General features: G+C 66.7%; 15 protein-coding genes. 5 read left to right on the top strand and 10 right to left on the bottom strand.

The window, feature by feature from the left end:
• Positions 1-279 (top strand): hypothetical protein (locus VKP62_13310; GenBank protein MEB3198172.1); only part of this gene is annotated, 279 nt, incomplete at its 5' end.
• A gap of 165 nt (positions 280-444) precedes the next feature.
• Here VKP62_13310 and VKP62_13305 read toward each other — a convergent pair.
• The 4 genes from VKP62_13305 to VKP62_13290 form a co-directional block, all read right to left on the bottom strand.
• Positions 445-1,851, bottom strand: a complete 1,407-nt coding sequence (locus tag VKP62_13305) for a hypothetical protein (protein MEB3198171.1) — start codon at positions 1,849-1,851, stop codon at positions 445-447.
• Complete coding sequence (locus VKP62_13300; GenBank protein MEB3198170.1) at positions 1,848-2,804, bottom strand: ATP-binding cassette domain-containing protein; 957 nt, start codon at positions 2,802-2,804, stop codon at positions 1,848-1,850. The genes VKP62_13305 and VKP62_13300 overlap by 4 nt, the downstream gene beginning before the upstream one ends.
• A 16-nt stretch (positions 2,805-2,820) precedes the next feature.
• Positions 2,821-3,744 (bottom strand): SPFH domain-containing protein, encoded by a 924-nt coding sequence (locus VKP62_13295; GenBank protein ID MEB3198169.1) that lies wholly within the window; start codon positions 3,742-3,744, stop codon positions 2,821-2,823.
• Between the two features lie 130 nt (positions 3,745-3,874).
• Positions 3,875-5,065: an aldo/keto reductase gene (locus VKP62_13290; GenBank protein ID MEB3198168.1), complete on the bottom strand. Its 1,191-nt coding sequence runs from the start codon at positions 5,063-5,065 to the stop codon at positions 3,875-3,877.
• A gap of 327 nt (positions 5,066-5,392) precedes the next feature.
• Between VKP62_13290 and VKP62_13285 the strand changes: the two genes are divergently transcribed.
• Both VKP62_13285 and VKP62_13280 read left to right on the top strand, forming a co-directional pair.
• Positions 5,393-6,658, top strand: coding sequence for an outer membrane beta-barrel protein (locus tag VKP62_13285; protein ID MEB3198167.1), 1,266 nt, complete (start codon positions 5,393-5,395; stop codon positions 6,656-6,658).
• 41 nt (positions 6,659-6,699) lie between these two features.
• A complete protein-coding gene (locus VKP62_13280) occupies positions 6,700-7,131 on the top strand; it encodes a VOC family protein (protein MEB3198166.1) in 432 nt (143 codons plus the stop codon).
• 9 nt (positions 7,132-7,140) lie between these two features.
• On the opposite strand, the gene VKP62_13275 is transcribed toward VKP62_13280, so the two are convergent.
• The 4 genes from VKP62_13275 to VKP62_13260 all read right to left on the bottom strand — a co-directional run bounded on the left by VKP62_13275 (position 7,141) and on the right by VKP62_13260 (position 10,534).
• Positions 7,141-7,947 (bottom strand): hypothetical protein, encoded by an 807-nt coding sequence (locus tag VKP62_13275; protein MEB3198165.1) that lies wholly within the window; start codon positions 7,945-7,947, stop codon positions 7,141-7,143.
• Between the two features lie 16 nt (positions 7,948-7,963).
• The gene (locus VKP62_13270) at positions 7,964-8,620 is read right to left on the bottom strand and encodes a hypothetical protein (GenBank protein ID MEB3198164.1); all 657 of its coding nucleotides are present in this window, start codon (positions 8,618-8,620) and stop codon (positions 7,964-7,966) included.
• Positions 8,621-8,857: 237 nt separating this feature from the next.
• Complete coding sequence (locus tag VKP62_13265; GenBank protein MEB3198163.1) at positions 8,858-9,916, bottom strand: hypothetical protein; 1,059 nt, start codon at positions 9,914-9,916, stop codon at positions 8,858-8,860.
• A 300-nt stretch (positions 9,917-10,216) separates the two neighbouring features.
• Entirely contained in the window at positions 10,217-10,534 is a 318-nt protein-coding gene (locus VKP62_13260; GenBank protein MEB3198162.1) for a multidrug efflux SMR transporter, read from the bottom strand.
• Between the two features lie 311 nt (positions 10,535-10,845).
• Between VKP62_13260 and VKP62_13255 the strand changes: the two genes are divergently transcribed.
• Complete coding sequence (locus VKP62_13255) at positions 10,846-12,156, top strand: ATP-binding protein (GenBank protein ID MEB3198161.1); 1,311 nt, start codon at positions 10,846-10,848, stop codon at positions 12,154-12,156.
• A gap of 126 nt (positions 12,157-12,282) precedes the next feature.
• Positions 12,283-13,086: an ABC transporter substrate-binding protein gene (locus tag VKP62_13250; GenBank protein ID MEB3198160.1), complete on the top strand. Its 804-nt coding sequence runs from the start codon at positions 12,283-12,285 to the stop codon at positions 13,084-13,086.
• 48 nt (positions 13,087-13,134) lie between these two features.
• Here VKP62_13250 and VKP62_13245 read toward each other — a convergent pair whose 3' ends face one another.
• Both VKP62_13245 and VKP62_13240 read right to left on the bottom strand, forming a co-directional pair.
• Positions 13,135-13,635 (bottom strand): hypothetical protein, encoded by a 501-nt coding sequence (locus tag VKP62_13245; protein MEB3198159.1) that lies wholly within the window; start codon positions 13,633-13,635, stop codon positions 13,135-13,137.
• On the bottom strand, positions 13,632-13,931 hold the full coding sequence (locus VKP62_13240; protein ID MEB3198158.1) for a nucleotidyltransferase domain-containing protein: 300 nt from the start codon (positions 13,929-13,931) through the stop codon (positions 13,632-13,634). The genes VKP62_13245 and VKP62_13240 overlap by 4 nt, the downstream gene beginning before the upstream one ends.
• Positions 13,932-14,205: the final 274 nt, after the last annotated feature.

Below are 14,205 nucleotides of genomic sequence, written 5' to 3'. Positions count from 1 at the left end.
GGCCGGGATGACCAGCGCAACCTCTCCCCGGCCGCCAAACAGGCGACCTCGGCTCCCGCTCCGACACCGAAGCGGGCACCGGCGGGCAAAGAGGTCGACCTTTTCAACGACGTGAACGTGCCGGCCGTTCCGCCGGCCAAGGGCAACAAGGCCCCCAAGGCTCCCCCGGCGGACGATGGCGAGGTCGACGTGTTCACGGGCAAGAACGTCGACAAGTTACCGGCCGGCCGGGTCGAGAAGGCGGCGCCACGCCCGGCAACCAACAACGACGTGTTCTGACCGTCCTGATTCCGCGTTGGAGCCCCTCGCTTGTGTACCGCAGGCGAGGGGCGGCTTTTTCACCCCTTGTTCAGGTGAGCACCGTCGTCACCAGCGTTCGGGGACCGTGATGCTGGCCAGGGCGACCGAGCTTTCGTCGTCCGCTCTTCCCCAGGCGCTCTCCCCTCATGGGCGGGCTCCCTCGCTGTCGAGGGTCTCGCGCAACACGCGACGCGTCTGGCGCACGAGCAGGGCGATCGCCAAACCCATCCCCGGCAATGCCCAGCCCAGGTGCATCAGGGCTTCCCCCAGCTGGAGGTCGAACTTCCCCAGGATCAGGGGCCAGCAGGTCAGCAGGTTGACCTCGGAGGCGCCCATGGCCAGCAATGTGGCCGGCAGCAAACCATACAGCAGCCCCTGTCCCACCAGCATGGCGCCGAGGGGATCCCGATGGGGAGGGGTGGCCAGTTGCACGGCCAGCATCCAGGCGGTGTCTCGCCCCACGAACAGCGCCAACACCAGCAGCTTGAGGGCCTCCTGGGCCGGCCCGCCCGGTGTGGGGGAAAGCAGGGCCGGGAGCGCGCTCAGGAGAGACCCCGCGAGACCGATGGCCGCCAGCACGAGGGCCAGCGACCAGAGCGGCAGCCCTCGCCAGACGCCTCGCCTGTCGCCTTGGTACCAGCGCTGCATCAGCCTCCGCAGACGTATGCCGTCGGTCCGTTCGGCCTGGCTCATCAGCCAGGCAGCGGCCAGCCAGACCAGGGTCGCGAGGGTCCAGACGGCCCCTTCCTTGCCCGCCAGGTTCCGGGCGAAGGGCAGCAGGTAGAACGGGACGAACAGCAAGAAGGCCAGCCAGCTCCACGGCTGCACCGGCAGTTGCAGCTCGATTCGCATCAGCCGGTGCAGTCCTGCGAGGACCCAGGCCAGCCAGATGGCCAGCGAGCCCGGGATGAAGAGGGCCGGGCTCACGGACCACCACCAGGCGACCGGGGCGCTTCGCCCTTGCAATTCCAGCAGACCAGCCTCCCGGCCCACCGCCTGGGCGCTCATCAGCGCCAGGCCCAGCGCCACGAGCCAGCCCAGCGAGCCAAGCAGCCCCGGCCGACCGCGCCGGGCCCGGCGCAGCCGGCCCGCTGCCAGCAGGCTGCCGCCGAGGGCTCCTGCATGGAGCAACACGGTGCCCAGTAGCAAGGTGGCGATATGACTCAAGGCCAGCCCCACGCTGCCCAACACCGCTTGGGCAGGGAGGTACAGGGCCAGTCCGCCCAACGCCCCGAACCAGGTAAACGCGGTGGTGCCGAACAGCTTGCCGAGCAGCAGCGAGGCCCCGCTGTGCCCGGAAAGCCGCTGCTGGTCCCAGGTGCCGCTCAGGACTTCATCCGACACTGCTGCGCTGGCCTTGCGCAGGCCCCAGACGCTGTAAAAGCCGTAGACCGATAACCCCAGCCACTGCAGGGCCAGCAGGCTGTCGGCCAGCTTCAGACCGAAGGCCTCGGTCGCGGTGAAGGCCATCAGGGCCAGGACCGCCAAGGCCACGCCGCAAGGCCGCGGGCGCAGTTCCAGCCAGAGGTTCCGCTGCAATTCGGCGTTCATGGCGCCTCCGGGTGGCGCACCTGCGCCAGGTACATGGCCTGCAAGTCGGCACTTTCTGGCGCCAAGCCCACCACACGCACCCCGGCGTTCAGCAGATGCAGCAGCAGTTCCGCTTGCTCCGCCTCCGGGCGGCGCCACTCCAGGCGCACCCCATCCGGCAACAGCTGCAAGTCGCCGACCCCCTCCCAGGCCTGCAGCCGTTCGGCGGCCGCTTCGGGGGGGCCGACCACGCGCAGGCGCAGCCAGCGGCCGCCTGTCGCTACGTGGCCCTGAACCGCGACCAGCCCCCGCACGCGTCCGGCTTCCAGCGTCAGCATCCAGGTGGCGTAGCCTTCCAGTTCGGCCAGGATGTGTGACGAGACCAGCACGCTCTTGCCGGCCTGGCCCAGGCGCGTGATCAGCTCCGCCAGCGCGGCCCGGGCGGCCGGATCGAGCCCCGAGGCGGGTTCGTCCAGCACCAGCACGGGGGGATCATGCACCAGGGCCTGCGCCAGGCCGACGCGCTGACGCTGACCGCGCGACAGGCTGCCGGCCCGCTGGGCCCAGAGGCTGTCCAGTTCAGTGGCTTCGCGCACCGCCTGCAGGCGCGCCTCCAGCACCGCGCCGGCCAGGCCGCGGGAGGCGCCGGCGTAGCGCACACACTGGGCCACGGAGAGGTCTTCATACAGGCCAAAATCGTCCGGCAGCCAGCCGATGCGCCGGTGCACCTCGCGCGGACTCTCCTGGGTGTCGAAGCCGGCTACCCGGATGCGGCCGCTGAAGGGGGCGTCGAGCGCGACCAGACAGCGCATCAGGGTGGTCTTGCCGGCCCCGTTGGGCCCCACCAGCGCGGTGATCGCGCCGGCGGGCAGGGCGAAGCTGACGCCATCCAGGGCGCGCACGCCCGGGAATTCGACGACCAGGTTTTGCACCTCGACGGCGGGCGAGGCTTCAGACGTGTCTGGTGGGTGCAAGGGGACTCCCGTTCGGTCAGGGCTGCAGGGCGCCGGACTTTTCCTCGTTCGGGAGCAGGTCCTGCAGGTTGTACAGCGCGCCGGGCGGCAACACCAGGCGCACCTTGTCGCTGAGTTTCTCGATGTACAGCTTGCGGATCAGGCGATCGGTCAAGGAGGCCGCCAGTTCGCGGTTGGCCTGTGCTTCCGCCTTGGCGCGAATCAGGCGCGCCTTGGCCTCGGCCTCGGCCGCGACCACGGCGGCTCGCCCGGCCGCTTCCGCCTCGACCACCTGCTGACGAGCGGCCGTGCGGGACTGCTCCAGCGCGTTTTCCGCGCGGGTCTTGTCCGAGATGGCCTGGGCGATCTGCTCAGGCAGGTAAACTGCTCGAATCAGCACGTTGTGCAGGTCGATGTGGTCGGTGGCCATGGTCTGGCGCAGGTCGGCCAGCGCGATCTGCTCGACCTTGCGTCGGCCTTCACCGGAGATGGCCGTGTTGAGCGGCAGAGAGGCGACAGCCGTGGCGATCGCCGCCTTGAAACGGCTGCGGAAGTAACGCTCCACGATGGCATCGAAGGGCAGGCCGTAACGCTGATAGAGACCGGCCACGTCTTGCTTGCTGTGCAGGACGAACTCGACCGAGGCATCGATCATGAAGGTTTGCCCCTCCAGCGAGTTCACGCGCACAGCGTCGTCCTCACCGGAGTCGTTGCGCTCCCCACCCCGCACCATCACGTATTGCTGCACGATCACCGGAAACTCGACGATGTGTTCGCGCAGCGGGATGGCGGCTCGAATGCCAGGGTCGTGCACGTGCTTGATTTCCCCGGTGAAGTCGTCCACCACCAGGCCCACATGACCCTGGCGCACGTAGGCAGCGGGACACCCGCTGAGTGGGATGATCAGGCAGGCCCCCAGCGCCAATCGGAACCAGCGGGCCGGAAGGTTCATCTGCAGCATCGGTGCCTCCCCGTCTGTCAAGCTTGTTTCCCGGGCTCCATATACCCCATCCGGAAATGGGCTCGCCATTCCGACCGCGGTGGGTCCGATTCGCCCTCCGCGCCGGCAGGCCGCGCCCTCGATGTGCCGCTCAAGGCCCCGCGTAAAGCTGGTCGAGATCCCGCAGGGTAAGCCGCTTGGCCAATTCCAGTGCGCCCACCGTGCGGCGGAGCTGTTCCACCGTGCGCGGGCCGATCACCACGAATTCGGAGCGCGGGTGGGCCAGGGTGTAGGCGTCCAGCACCTGGTCCAGCGTGTAGTGGGTTCCCAGCCGGGCATTGAGGGCCTGCGTGAAGGCTTCGGCCCGCCGGAAGCGCTGCGCGTTGGTGGGGTGAAAGATGGCGCCGTAGACGTTGCCCCAGTAGCGATCGCGCTGCTGCTTGAGGGCCAGGGCGCGCTGGCGTGCGGCCTCCCAGCCCGGACGCACGATGGAAAAGCCTCCCAGCGGCGAGTAGGTCATCAGGCGGATGCCGGGCTGAAAATCGCGCCGCATCATCTCGGCGTGGGTGACCTGCACGCCGCCCGAGTGGATCGTCACCGGGCCCATCTCCAGCAGCGAGAAGTAGGGGCTGTGGCAAATCGGTTGGGCCAGGGTCGGGCTGGCGGCGGCCTCGCGGACGGCCTCGTCGACCCGCGCCGCCCGCCAGTTGGAGAGCCCGATCATCCCGAAGTGCGGCGTCAGCTGGGGGTCGGCCAGCGCCTCCAGGATCGTGCGGACCGGCGTCTGCGGGCGCTCGAGTCGTCGGTAGTCCTGGAAGTCGGCGTCGTCCCGGTGCATGAGGTAGATTGCGATCGGGCGGTTGAAACGGGCCCGCGAGGGCTCCAGTTCTTCGCGCACATTGGCCACGATCTGCGCTTTGTCGCCGGCCAGGCGACTGCGGTAGGTGCCGGGCCCCAGGTCGCGCGGGAAGCCGCCCTTGCTGATGACGTACAGGTCCTGGCGCTTCTGCCGGGCCAGCCAGCGGCCCAGGCGGGCCTCGCTGTCGTTGGCGTAGATCGGGGCGGTGTCGAAGGCATTGATGCCGAGGCGCACGGCCTCCGCCATGACGGCCTCGCTCTGGGACTCCGGGACCTTGCCGAGGTGGTCGGTCCCCAGGATCAGCCGGGAGATCATCAGCGGGGGGCGGCCTGCCTGGCCGACCGGCATGTAGGTCATCGGTGGCAGGGCCGTGGGCGCGGCGTTGGCGGCGATCGCCGGGTTCCCGTGAAACACCCAGGCGGCCGTGCACATCACGACCGAGCGGCAAGTCGAACTCACCCGTTCAAGCGGCAGCGGGGTCATCGAACGGACGCCTTCCCGGCAGCCAAGGCGCGATGCTCGCTCGGGCATGAAACCACTGCCTTCTCGATGGTCGTTAAGGGGGGCGTGTTTGGTCTGGCCACCTCTGATACCGCGTCGCCTCGTACGTCGGTCGAAAGGGGCACGTGGCGGGGCAGGAAAAGAAACCAGGCTCTCACGGCGGAACTCCCTCGGCCGGTGGATGGTTCAGCAGTGTAAAGGCTGGAGCGACGATGTTCAACTCATCTTCCCGGCTCAGGGGCGGGTGCTCGCTGCTTCGCGATGACAGGGTAAAAGGGGGAGGCGCGAGTTCACAGGGAGTCTGCGGGCGTGCTCCGAGAATGGCGGGTTTTTCAGTGGCAGGAAGCCCTGGGTAGTGGCGCGAGGGTCGCGCTGATTGGGCTACTCCTCCAGGCCACCTGGCTCGCCTCCCCCGCCTTGGCCGCCGAGGAACCTGATTTCCACTGGCTGAACGGCACCAACCCGCAGCGCGTGGCACCCCTTCAGACCGGGCCGCTGACCTGGACCCTGCTGGTCGACACCTATTACGGGCAGGCGCTGAATCAGCCGGCCGACCACACGGTCTTTCCCACCACCACCGCCCCGCGCCATCACGAGATCAACCTGAACCTGGGGCTGCTCGGCGTGGAGGTCACGGAGCAGGAAGGGCTCTACGGCAAGCTGGTCCTGCAGGGCGGCAATTACGTGGATGCGATCTTCGGCGCCGACCCCAGCGTGGGGCGCGGGGCTTACAACTCGCTGGCCGGGATGCGCACGATCCAGCAGGCCTGGGCCGGGCATCGCTTTCCCGTGCTATCGGGGCTGAACGTCGTGATGGGCCTGTTTCCCGCCTACATCGGCCTGGACAGCTACCTGCCGCAGGAAAACTGGAACTACACCCACAACCTTTGCAGCGACTTCACGCCGTATTACTTGCAGGGCCTGATGGCCCAGCTCTATCCCCGCCCGGAGCTCAAGGCCGAACTCTGGCTGGTGAACGGCTGGCAGACGCTCGGCAAGACCGGGGAGGGCTTCGGGCTGGGGTACAGCTTGAACTGGCGCCTGGGCGATCGCCTCAGCCTGACCCACAACGTGCTGGGCGGCCAGCTCGGGGCCGACCCGACCCGCCTGCGAATTTTCACCGACAACGCCTGCCAGTGGCGCTACGCGGTGGCGCCCTGGCCCGGCGTCAAGCATCTGGCCCTGGCCGCAGTGGCGGACCTCGGCCACGAGGGAGCCTCTGGCCAAGTCGGTGGCCAGCCCGCCACCTTATTCGGCGGCGGCGGGCTGCTGCACCGTGTGGTCTTCAATGACCAGTGGGCGGCGACCCTGCGCGCCAGCAGCTTCTACGACCCGCAGCGGCTGGTCGCGCTGGCCCCCCCGGGGGCGACCAGCGGCGGCGCGCCGCTCTGGGCCGGCGAAGGCACCGCCACGCTCGATTACAGCCCCTCCCCCTGGATGCTGTATCGCCTGGAGGCCCGCCACGACCTGGCCAACACGCCCTATGTGGCCGGCCCCGGCGGCATCACGGCCACCCCCCCCGACTTTCGCCTCTCTGGCAGTCGCCTGGTGCTGAACGCGACGCTGCGCTTCTGAACCGGGTATGAAGACGGCATCCCCAGACCTGGAGACCCCCGATGGCCCGTACCAGCACTTACCTCAATTTTCCCGGCACCACCGAAGCCGCCTTCGCGTTCTACCGCGAGGTCTTCCGCAGCGAGTTCAGCCAGCCGATCCAGCGCATGGGCGATCTGCCCGCCGGCGGCCCCACCCTGTCGGCGGCAGAACAGCAACTCGTGCTGCACGTCGAGCTGCCCATTCTGGGGGGCCACGTCCTGCTCGGCACCGATACCGTCCCCTCGCTTGGCCACACCCTCACGCAGGGAGACAACATCCATCTCAATCTTGAGCCTGACACCCGCGCGGAGGCGGAGCGCTTGTTCGCCGCCCTGGCGGAGGGAGGCGCGGTCCAGATGCCCTTGCAGCAAATGTTCTGGGGGGCGCTCTGGGGCTCGCTCACTGATCGCTTCGGCGTGAGGTGGATGGTGAACTGCCGGGCGGCAGACTGAGCGTCACTGTCAGTTCAAGGTCAGCGTCAGCGGGCCAAATGGCCCGGTCTCGACCGTCCCACTGGCGGACACGCCGGGCGTTGTCAAGGTCGCGCTGGCGGTCACCAGGCTTTCGCCGTTGGCCCCGCCTTTCAGGCCGGTGGCCTGTAGCGTGTAAGGCGTGGCGAGTTTCAAGTTGTGCAGGCTGCCGCTGCTCGGGAGGCTGCCGCGCGAATAGAGCCGCGTGGCCACCACCCCGGCCGGCGTGGCCAGATCGAGTCGGACGTGCGTCACCTGGGCATTGCCCAGGGTCAGCTGGTAACTGGCTTGCCCGTCGTAGAGCGTGTTCAGCAGGACCAGCGGGGCCTGGAACACGGTTTCGCGAGCAACCCGCAGCACGCCACCCACCAGGCTCGGAGTTGGCATGGTGAAGCTGACCTGACTGCCCGCGGCGTCGCTCAGCAAGGTGCTCAGGCTTTCGGTGCCTGCCGCGTAGGCTTCCAGCTGCAGCCGGTAGCTGGCCCCGAATTTCAACTGCCCGAGGGAGATGATCTGTCCGAGCGCCGCCGCTGTCAGGCCCAGACGGGTGGTTTCCGGGGTGGCTGGCCAGCTGCCATCAGGGGCGCGTCGAAACAGCCGCAGGTTCACGTGATGCAGGCGCACCTGGTTGGCCGTCAGCAGGGCTTGCAGGCGCCAGCCGGTCGGGGGCCGGACCTGCACGCGCGCCGTCGCAGGGCCGGCCCCGGCGGGGAGGGCGGCCTTGCGGGCACCCTCCTCCGCGAGTCCACAGCCAGACAGAATGATCGCGCCTGCCGCCAGATACGCCCAGCCTTGCATCCTGCTGGCTCCGGCCTCAGGGCGAGATCGTCTCGGCGGCCGAATTGTTCTCGATCGTCCCATTGGTGATGCCCACGCCGTCGCTGTCGCTGGCTTGCCCCGAGAACACCTTGTTTTTCAACACGCACGGCAGCTGGATTACCTGCGGGGTGGTGTCGATCTGATTCACGCCGCCCACGGCCTGCAGGCCAGGCGCCGTGAAGGGGGCTGAGGTGTTATCCGAGGCCACCATCGTGTCGATCTGCTCGCCGGTCGCGTTGGCCCCGAGGAAGGCCTCCGAGCGGACCACATAGGTGGCGCCGATTTTCAGGTTTCCGATCGCCACGGTGTTGGTGTAGGGGGTGGCGGCTGTATTGTTGCGGATGTTGCGCGCCACCTCGGTGTAGTTGGGGCCGCCCGGCCCGGGCACCCCACCGGTGTCACGCAGCAAGATCAGGCGGATCGAGCCGATGTCCGTCGGCGAGTAGGCGACCAGGGGGCCCAGCTGAAGCAGCTGGCGCATCCCAGGGCCGTACATCGTGAGGCGGGCCAGTCGGACCGCCTCCACGCGGTTCTGGACTTGCTCCCAGGCGAAGGCCTCGGTGACCGGGGGGGTGGTTCCGGTGGTGGCCGGGGGCGCGCCGCACCCGGTGATGGCCGCTCCTGCAGCCAGGCTCAGCAACATGCGCTTCATCGCAGTCCTCCTTCGTTGACCCGCGAGGTTGCTCCCCGCTCCCGGGGAAGGCCCGCGGGCAACAGCGGCGAGTATGCGCCAAGCTGATGCCCTTGCCTTCGCCCAGCGCGGCCAAATTCCCTTGGCACCATGCAGGCAGGGCGCTTCCCGTGGGAAACGCCCTGCCTGGTTGCGCAGCGAATCGCTCGGTCTGCCCTTCGGAGGGTGGGGCCGGACCCGTTCACTGATCCTCTGTGCCTAGATCGCCGTGTTTTCTGCGGGCGCGACGGTGCCGTCGTCGGCCGTCTCCACGGCGATCGCCTCGGTCTTGCCGGCCGCATCCGTGACCACCGCCGTGGGGGCGCTATCCTGCGGCAGGCTCACTTCAGCAGACGCCTTGCCGTCTTCGGCCTTGGCGATTTCCTTCTTCTCCGTGCCACTCAGCGTCAGGTTGACGCTCTTGAGCACTTCTTCGCCCTTCTTCACGACCATGGTGCCGCTGCCGCTGACGCTGCCGTCCGCCGCGATCGTCTTTTCCCAGTCCGTGACGCGCTGCTTGCCGCCCGGCAGATTCATTTCCGCGTGGAAGACCACCTTGTAGCTGCCGTCTTCCTGCAGGTCCTTGCTGCGGGTCATGGTGTAGGTGCCGCCGAGCGGGCCGGTGTGGGAGAAGTTCGCATCGACGCTCAGCAGCACCTTGTCTTCGATGCGGCGGGTGCGGGTCACGACGCGCTGGCCACCGAACGACTTGGCGTTGATGCGGCGGGTCGCTTCGATGGTGACGGTCTTGGTTTCGGTGCCGTCCCCGTTATCGACCCAGGGAGCGTCCTTCGCGGCCTGCTTGAGCTTCCCGGCATGTTCCTTCATCTTTTCCAGGCGGGGCTTGGCGGCCGCCTTGAAGGCTTTGGCGCGTTCTTCCAGCTTGGTCTTGACCTCCGGCTTGAGCTTGGCCCTGAAGGCATTTTTGCGCAATTCGTTCATTTTCTGCTTCACGCGGGGGGCGCCCTTGGCCGCCTCGAGCTTGGCCCCCAGCTGCAAGACGCTGTAGGCATTGGCTTCGCCGTCTTCGGCCAGCATCACGAGGTCTTCGCTTTCGCGTTCGGCCGTCAGGGCGGCTGCAAGCTCGGTGCCGGCTTCCGCGACCGCCACGGGAACGAGGCCCTGGCTGCCGCTCACGGGCGCGGTGGCAGGGGTGCTCTTCTTGGCCTCGGCCACGGGGGCTGGACCATTGGGGGCCGCCGCCTGGCAACCGGCCAGCGACGACAGCGTGATGGTGGCAGCCAGCATGGCACCGAGCAGCGGGAAGTGGTTGAACATGGTGGTCTCTCCTCTGGATTGGTGGTCCACCGCAGGGGCGGTGACGTCGGCCTCAACGATTCCCAGTCTGTCAGGCCACGATGACACGGCTGCTGACACGCGAAAAAAAAGTTTTTCAACCCTGATCGGGGCGGGCTGAATGCGCCTCCGATTCAGTTCTCATCGTGGTTTTCCTCAGGTCGCGAGCCCCAGTGCCGCCGACCTCCGGTCGGTCAGCAGCCGTGTCATCAGGTTCCCTGACGCTTGCTCGGAACCCATGTCGCATCGACGTGCGGTCTGGTCAGCGGCGATCGCTGGGCGTCACTTGCCGCCGAGTCGCAGCGCCGCGACGCCGGCGATGATCAGGGTGATGCCCATGATGCGAAAGGGCGTGGCCGGCTCGCCCTTGGCGAGGATGCCGACCAGCGCCGCGCCCGCTGCCCCGATGCCCGTCCAGACCGCGTAGGCCGTGCCGACCGGCAGCGAGACCAGCGCGCGCGACAGGCAGTAAAAGCTGGCCACCCCGATCACCGCCGTGGCAGCCGTCCAGCGGTGCTGCGTGAAGCCCTCGCTGGCCTGCAGACACAGCGCGAACCCGATCTCGAGCAGACCGGCAAGGCCGAGTATGAGCCAGGCCATCGGGAAACCTCCAGACGTGAGGGAGCGTCTCATCCTACGGGGCCGGGGCTTGGTTGCCAAGCGACGGTGTCCCGCTGCCCTTCGGTGCGGATGGTTTCCGCCTGAGTGTCGCTTGCCGTGAGCGTGTCATACCTGTGCGGTGAAGCGCTCACGGATTCCTGCGAACAGGCTTCAACGAGGTCCTCCACTGGAACGTTTGGCGCCACGTTGCCCTGGGCTGGAAAAATTTATTGCCAGGATATGCCGTATCCGGCAATAATTATTACCAATTTTGGCGTCACTCGAAAGAAGTGATGACCGGAGGCCGTGGCATGCTGAGCCTGCTCAAAGAAATCATTCTCGACTATCAAGAGTTGGCCTTGCCGACGGGTGTGCCGAGGCAGCTTGCGATTGCGTCCGTTGCTGGAAAGGCCACGATCTGCATGGGCGTGCGGCGCAGTGGCAAGTCGACTTTGATGTTACAGGTGGTCAAGACGCTCCTGGACGCGGGCGTTTCTCGTCGCAACATTCTTTACCTGAACTTTTTCGATGATCGCTTGCACCGTCTGCAGCACGACAACCTGGATTTGATCCTCGAGGCGTACTTTTCCCTCTATCCTGAGAAAAAGCACACGGAGAAGGTTTATTGTTTTTTTGATGGGATTCAAGTGGTCACGGGCTGGGAGAGCTTCGTTGAGCGCTTGCTGCGCCTCGAAAAATGCGACGTCTATATCACCGGGTCTTCGGCACAGATGTTCTCCCGCGAGATGGCGACCCAGATGCGTGGCCGGGCGCTCTCCTGGGAGCTGTTTCCATTCTCATTCCGCGAGTTTCTGGATTATCAGGGGGTTCCCTGCGACGGCGCTTTCTCGGCCAAAAGGCGTCTGACGATCCAGAAGGCGTTTGAGACGTATTGGGAAACGGGTGGATTTCCCGAGGTCGCAGGGCTTGAGAGACGCCTGCGCATCAAGACGCACCAGGAATACTTCAATGCCATCCTGTTTCGTGACCTGGTAGAACGTCACGACATCGCGCACCCGCGGGCGGTCACGGACCTTGCCCACTGGCTGGTTGACCACATCGGAGCGCTCTACTCCATCAATGGTCTGACCGGGTATTTGAAATCGCTCGGTCACAAGGCGCCGAAATCGGCGGTATCTGACTATCTCGAATGGTTCGAGGATGCTTACGTGCTTTTCACGGTCCGGATTTTCGATGCATCGCTGGCTCGAGCCAACACCAACCCCAAGAAGATTTACTGTGTCGATCATGCGCTGGTGACCTCGGTTGGCTCCGGCATTCTGGTCAACTCAGGACATCTCCTGGAAAGCCTCGTGTTCATGGCGCTGCGCCGGGTCACGACGGACATTTTCTACTACAAGACCAGGTTGGGCCGAGAGGTGGATTTCATCGCCGGGCGTTCAGGGCGATCGCGCCTGCTGATTCAGGTGTGTGAATCGATGGCGGACCCGCAAACCCGCAAACGCGAAATCAGCGCGCTCGCTGAAGCCATGCGCGAACTGAAGCATCCCCACGGCATCATCGTGACCCGCAATGAGGATGAGCAGCTGGCGGTGGACTCTGGACAGATTGAGGTGCTTTCCGCCTGGCGGTTTCTGCTGAATGTGTCGGAGTTCGAGTGATCAGATGCCTTGGGATGACGGCCAGAAAGTCCCCAATCGCGAAAAACGTGACAGGCACTGCGCCAACCTTTAGATTTGACGTCAGACCAACGCCATCACGATGGCATTCCAGCCCGGAGCCTCCCTATGTACCCGCCTCAGCGCATCGTCTGCCTCACGGAAGAAACGGTCGAAACGCTCTACCTGCTCGGCGAGCAGGCGCGCATCGTCGGCATCTCGCACTACGTCGTGCGCCCGCCCGAGGCGCCGAAGGAGAAGCCGCGGGTGTCCGCCTTCCTCACCGCCCAGCTCGACAAGATTGCCGCGCTGGAGCCTGACCTGGTGCTGGCTTTCTCCGACATCCAGGCCGACATCTGCCAGTCCCTGATCAAGCAGGGACTCAACGTCCACTGCTTCAACCAGCGCACGCTGGCCGAGATTCTCGATTCGATCCGCTTGCTCGGCGCCATGGTCGGGGCGGGCGAGCGCGCTGCGCGGCTGGCCGATGACCTGGCCGCCCGGGTGCAGGCGGCCAGGGAACGCGCGGCGGCGCGGGGCGTGCGGCCGCGGGTCTACTTCGAGGAATGGGATGAGCCGATGATCTCCGGCATCGCCTGGGTCTCGGAGCTGATCGAGGCCGCCGGCGGCGACGACATCTTCGCCGGTCGCAGCGCGGGGCGGCTGGCCAAGGAACGTTTCGTCACGCCCGAGGAGGTGCTGGCCGCCCAGCCCCAGGTGGTGCTGGCCTCCTGGTGCGGCAAGCGCTTCCGGCGCGACCAGTTCGAAGCCCGGCCGGGATTTGCCGACCTGCCCGCCGTGCGCGACGGTCACGTCACCGAGATCGAGGCGTCGATCATCCTGCAGCCAGGTCCCGCCGCCCTGACCGACGGCCTGGCCGCACTGGAGGCCTGCATGGAACGTTGGGCGGCCGATCGGGTGGCTCCTGCATGATGCTGGCGGCCACCTGAGCCCAGGGGGGCGCCACCTGGCCCTTTGGATTCACCCGGGGCCTCCACCCGGCAGGTCGATATCCCGCGCAAACGTGCGGAGGCGCGCCACCACCTCGAGCAGCATCTGGGTGCGGGAGGCGGCGCTGCGCAGGGAATCCAGAAATAGGGTGGTGTCGGTCAGGTATTCGTGCACGAGCAGATTGCGCAATTTGCGAGCGCCGACAAACGCCTCAGCGTCATCAATCCAGCCCATGCGCTCCCCGAAAGCCAGCACGTCGAGCAAACTGCGTGGCGCTTCTCCGAGCAACGCAGCGAAGCGCGGCAGCAGCTTGTCACCCAGATGATCCTGCAAGCGCGCGAAACGGCTCACAAAAGCATCCAGCTTCTCGGCACGATCCTCGCGCTGCGGGAGTTGGGCGACCCAAGCGGGATCGAGGGCCTCGGCAAAGAGCGTTCGGGCCGTGTAGGCGAGATGGTGGGCCTCGCGTTCGGCCAGTGCCAGAGCCTGACGGGCCCGCTCGGCGTGTTCTGGCAGGTAACGCAGGCTCACAACCGCACTCCCGTGCGATGCGCCACCTCGAAGACAGCGGCGGGCGGCGTGTTGGCGTCCCTCAGCAAGACGTCGATGCGCCGATCGCCCAAGGCCTTCAACAGCCTGGCGTGAAGCAGGCAGATCACCTCCGCACGCTGCTCCACCCGGGCGTCAGTCTCGAACAACAGGTCGATATCCCCGCCGCGGCGGGCATCATCGACCCGCGAGCCGAACAGCGTCACCCGCGCCTCTGGCCCCAGCACGGCGTCCGCCACGCCACGGATCTTCTCGATTTGTTCGGAGGTCAATCGCATCGGTCCGCATTCAGAACCATCGCTCGGGGGAACGCGCAGGGGCGATCGCCCCACAAGGGCAGCATACCCCACCGGCGTAAACCTCCGAATCGGAAAGGGCAATGATCACAAAACAAAGATTTGATGGAGGTTTTATTTGAGCCTGCTGCGCCGCTCGCCGATGGAATCAGTACGAGCAATGGTTGACCCTGCCGCCACGGAGGCTCCGATGTTCTTGCAAGTCCAACCGATGATCGCCCTGCTGCAGCGCCTTCAGCCCCGCGTCGCCAGATTG

This window comes from Candidatus Sericytochromatia bacterium (assembly GCA_035285325.1).
GTDB lineage: Bacteria > Cyanobacteriota > Sericytochromatia > S15B-MN24 > JAQBPE01 > JAYKJB01.
This window is presented reverse-complemented; position numbering and strand designations above follow the sequence as displayed.